Below are 5,409 nucleotides of genomic sequence, written 5' to 3'. Positions count from 1 at the left end.
TAATTAATTTTTATTTCTTTTTTTATTCTAAATTAATTATAGGAGTAAATTTTGAAGAAAATATGAATTTACAAAAATTTATTTAATTAAACTTAATACTCTAGTTTTAATCCTACACCTACTTCTTTTATATTCACAACCTCAGCAAGCTCAATTTTGGAATCTAAATCAGTACAGTGAGAAGCATGTACAACTTCAGGATTTATTTCATCCAGATAATTTTTAGTTCCTTCTATTTGTTTTTTAGTTGGTTTTTGCAGATGAAAACCACCTATAATATCCAGAATTTTGTCTTCATCAAATAATCTCTTTGCTTTTTCAATAATATTACATATACCTGCATGAGAACAACCACTTATAATTACCAAACCTTTAGATGATTTATAGACAAGAGCAGAATCTTCTAATATATAATCATCTTCTTTTTTGTCACCTGTAATTACTTTCCCTATTGGCTCCTTTGCTTCAAAATCATTATTTCTTTCAATCTCACCTAAAAAAGCTAAATTATCAGTTAAGAAAATAGGATCTTTGCTAAGTTTTAAGTTAAAATGATTAGCAGCTTCTTCTTTAGAAATTAATGAGCCAATTTGATCCAGTTTCCCTACAGTTCTTGGAGCAAAAGTTTCAGGATGAGTAATTAATTCTGGTTTATGATAACTTTGATTTTCAATAATAGCCTCAGTATATAACTTTATTAAATCCGGTAATCCCCAGGTATGATCAAGATGACTATGAGAAAGAACAAGATAATCAAGGTTAAGTAAATTTATGCCCATTTTTTTGGCATTACTTATAAATAAATCAGAATAACCAACATCAAATAATATTCTTTTACCATCAGCTTCTATAAAATAAGATACTCCTGGCTCTCCTTTAAAATAGCGATCTATAAGAGTATTATTTTCAACTAAAACAGTTAAATTCATATTACTATTCACCTCTCCGGTTCCCCAACCTTTTTCAGTAGTTTAGTGTTAATCACACCAGGATGAAGACAGTTAATCGATATATCATTTAATAATTTATCTAATTTAAAAGTAAAAAATAATGCTAATTTATGACCTGCTTCAGGATTTAATTAATCAAATCTTTTAATACTCCTCTTGGATTTTTCAAAAATTTATTGTAATCCCATTTCTTGTCTTTACATACAAGTTTATTACCTTTTACTTCTACAGAAATTTCACCATCACTAAAGCCCTCTATATTATCAAAATCTTTAAGTTTATTATTTTTAAGCTTAATTTTCATCTCTTTTTTCATTCTTTTTAATTCAAGCCAAATTCTCCATTCACGCAAAGATTTTATACTTAATTCCGGTAATGTATCTGCCTTTTTAAGTAGCATATCATTTGTATAGATATGACTTCCACTAACTCCATAACCTTCTGTTTTTATAATATCAGTTAATTCATCCCACTCTCCCAAATAAAATAAGATATATCTTTTCTCAGGGTTACTACTGGAAGAAGGATATGAAATTTCTTTTCTTTTTACAACTTCGATATTCTTTATTTTTGCATAATATTTAACTCCACTCTCTTCTCCAAACTTATTTTTACTCTGATAAATTGCTACATAATTTAATTCTTTCCCCATAACTTTTTCTATAAAAGGCATATAATATATCTTATTTTTCATGATAAAATCAAGCTGTGATTTTTTCTTTAAAGATCCAACCAGCACATTCTGTTTAAACTCTTTTTGGGGACGAAACTCCTCTGTTCCATTAGGGAGAAGATTTCTTGAATAATTACTTATTGCCGATTCACCTATAATATTATCAAGAAATTCTGCTATCAGTTCTGTACTCCCCGGTAGAAAAGGAAAAGCACCAACATTTACTTTATCTATACTTTTATAAAATTTATGTTTTCGAAAGTTTTCCTGATTATGATAGGGAAATAAAACATATGCACCTACCATAGTTCTTTTATATTCTTCATCATTAACCTCAGAAGAAATTGCATCACGATACCGATGCATGGTATTTATTGTATCTTCTTCTGGACCGGGGATACCCTGATATTTATTAGCATATGAACTATTTTCATAAGCTGGATTAACTCGATATTTTGCATCAAAGATAAATTTATATTGAACATCAGAATTATCTTTTTCCAGTGATAAAATATTATCCGGTCGCTGACGGGTAGTAGCACTATCTCCTGAAAAGGAATTATAACTTAAGGTAAATTCTTCATCTGTATCAGGATTTTTATATCTAACCTTAGCATCTCTACTTTTAGATAAAGTTACATTTATTCCACTATAATCAAGTTCAACAATATCCTGTTTTATTAACTCATATTTATCACTAAGAATTCTATTTAATTTAAGAAAGGTCCAGTATTCATATAATTCCCACAACTGTTTCATTGATAACTGAAAAATCTCTCCATTTAAAGATAATCCTTTTAATAACATCAAATAATATTTATAAAGTTCTCGATAACCCGGGGCCATCTGTAAAACAAGTGAAATAGAGTCAATTTTATATAATTCTCCTACCTGATCTAAAAAACTATCTTTTAAATTGAATTCTAACTCTTTTTTCATTCTTTTTATTTCCTGAAATATTTTTGAATCAGGATTTCGTTTATTATACTCATATTTCTTCTCAAAATGATTTAACTTTTTTATTAATCTTTTGAATATCCATCTTACAAATTTATTTTCAAATGTATCATAACTCATCTTTTTTTCTACTGCCAGCATCTTTTCCGGTAATTTACTTTTTTGATCATAAAATTGACTATTTTTATTCAGCCATTTTAAACTCTGTCTGCTAACTTTCTTAACCTTAGCTGAAGACTTAACTCTTCTCTTTTTGATCAATCGATGATGAGGAGATTCCTTAATTCTTCCGAAAGCCTGCATAAAATCTTTAAAAATTGTTCTAAGGATCATATAAAATTCAGCTTCTGTTACTTCCTGAGCCTCTTTAGGTTTCATGTTTTGATAGGTATTACGTAAAAAATCATAGGCTAAGTTATATACTTCTTCATTAACTTCATTTAAAAGCTGATTATAATCTTTTCTATAGTCAATTTTACTTGGGAATACTTCTATAGTTAAAGAAAAAAGCAGTCTTTTACCATCTCTAATCTCAAATTCAGAAAAACCTATATCACTTCCAAAATTAACACTGCCATAAAGATTTTTCTTATTTCGAGGAGGGTGACTGACTGCTTCGCGAATGTTATTACTCTGATGATAAAATTTTAATTCCTGAACTTTATCATTTTTTCCTTCTACATAAATATCATACTCCTGTTCTTCATAAAATACTGGATAACTTTTAACTTTATTATGACTGCTTTCTATCATTCCCTTTTTAGGATGAAAAAATCTAAATTTTTGAAGTTTATCATCTTTTAGAGATAATTTTATTTCTGCCTCAGTATCATTTTCATGAGGAGAAAACTGATCAATAGCAGGATGAATTGGTTTACCTTTTATAACTAAAGTAAAATGTTCAGTTTCTATATCTATTAAATTCTGTTTTTGATCTTTTTTATTTATCATAATTATCAATCCCTATAACCAGTAAGCTGTAAATCCATCTTCTTCATAACGTTTTACCATATATGCAATTTTTTCTGTAGATGAAGGATATTTAATATTTCCTTTGTTATTATTGTAATAATTTAACATTTTTTGGCCAAGATCGCCATTCTCTTTTGTATAATCTTTATCTGAAGTATATTTATATAATTTAACTAATATCTTTTTTATTCTTCTGGAACTTCCCTGAATTCTGGGTAATATCTTCTGCATTAATTGTTTATCAAAAGCTGTATCTATATCTAAAATATTATTTTTCATAGATTCCATCACATAAAAATTTATTTCATCTCTTATTCTATAACCAACCTGAAGGTTTGCTTCTTTTAAAATATCATTTATTTCAGTTAATCTGGTTGTGATATCATTGACCAATTCTTCATTATCATTTATAGATTCTTTTAAATTAAGATTTTCTGTTACTAAAAAATCATTTTTAACTGATATGGTTTCTAAATCTGATAGGTCATAATTATTCTCCTGATAAGCTTTAAGTTCAATTTCATTGAATTCTATTGTATTGGCTCTATCAAGAACTTTTTTACTAAAGGGATGGGTTGTTTCATCCATATTAACAGTGCCTACAATATATAAATTTTGGGGAATATATAGACCGGCATATTTATCAGCAGATTCTGGGTCTCTATCATCAAAATCATCTTTAATTAGTAATTTATCAGTTATTATTTTCCCATTTTTAATTCTTCTGGTTTCCATCTTTGATAAGAATTCACTGAAATAATATTCTACTCTTGCTAAATTCATTTCATCAAGACAGACAATATATGGTTTATCTGGATTATCAATAGCTTTTTTTATTGTTTTAATTATAGGGCCAGCCTGGAAATCACCTCTAATATTACTGTATCCTAAAAGATCAGAGCTATCATTCCAATCTGGTTTAACTGAAATTAATTTAAACTGGCCATTGTCTGAATTACAGCCAATAGCTTCAGCAAAAAGTTGGGCTAATTTTGTTTTACCTGTACCGGATATACCAGCCAGAAGAACAAAAGGTTTTGTTTTTAAAGAAAGATAAAAGTTTTCTATCATTTCATCTGGATAGGTAAAGCCTTTGGCTTTTATGTAATTTTTTATTTTATTTATTATTTCTTTTGTTGAAAAAGATGGATCAGTTATCATACTATCACCTTCTATAATCGAAAACTCTGGCCAATTGATATCTGGCTGTACTTCTTGAATAATTTTCAATCCTTTTTTATTAAAATAAAATAAATATCCCTGATTTACACTACCTTTTTTATTTATTGGTCCTTTATCAATTTCCAAATCAACTATTTTATTATTAAATGATTCTAATTTTACTGGAGACTCTAGTTTATAATAATCTGTTTTAACTAATCTACCTTCACGTTGCCAATTCTCATCTGTATCTCTTATATTTTCTGGTTTTTGGGCTTTTATTGCTGCTTCTTGTACTTGACTAACATATCTTATATAACCATTAGCATAGTGAAGTATTATGTCCCCTTTAGCCACCTCTTTCATTGTTTCCCAATGATATTCATTAGAACCATTCTTATTTTCTATAGGTGCCCAAAGTACACCAACTTCTTTTTCTTCATTCATTGTTTTACCCTGATTTACCCACCAAATATTTTTTGGAGATTTTTCTTTTTCTTTAATTATTTTAACCTCATATTCATTTTTATTGTTTTTTATAAATTTAAGTTTTGGTCTTTTTTGATCACTCCCATAATTACTATCTTCTTCATATTTTTCATACCAGTATGGTAATTCTTCTTTTAATAAGTCAGCAAAATCTTGCCTCCACATCATTCTAAATCTATCAGTTTTGGTATGTTCTATTTTTGCATA

The 5,409-nt window shown here is 27.9% G+C and carries 3 protein-coding genes; all 3 read right to left on the bottom strand.

What is annotated here, in order from left to right:
- Window positions 1–92: 92 nt before the first annotated feature.
- Window positions 93–941 (bottom strand): MBL fold metallo-hydrolase, encoded by an 849-nt coding sequence (locus tag VJ881_05480; GenBank protein HKL75502.1) that lies wholly within the window; start codon window positions 939–941, stop codon window positions 93–95.
- 136 nt (window positions 942–1,077) lie between these two features.
- On the bottom strand, window positions 1,078–3,531 hold the full coding sequence (locus VJ881_05475; protein ID HKL75501.1) for a restriction endonuclease-like protein: 2,454 nt from the start codon (window positions 3,529–3,531) through the stop codon (window positions 1,078–1,080).
- 12 nt (window positions 3,532–3,543) lie between these two features.
- Window positions 3,544–5,409, bottom strand: a 1,866-nt coding sequence (locus VJ881_05470; GenBank protein ID HKL75500.1) for an AAA family ATPase, incomplete at its 5' end; no start/stop codon positions are given.

The sequence above is a fragment of the Halanaerobiales bacterium genome (assembly GCA_035270125.1).
Lineage (GTDB): Bacteria > Bacillota > Halanaerobiia > Halanaerobiales > DATFIM01 > DATFIM01.
The sequence above is the reverse complement of the archived record's forward strand: the minus strand, read 5'-3'. Positions and strand labels throughout refer to the sequence as shown.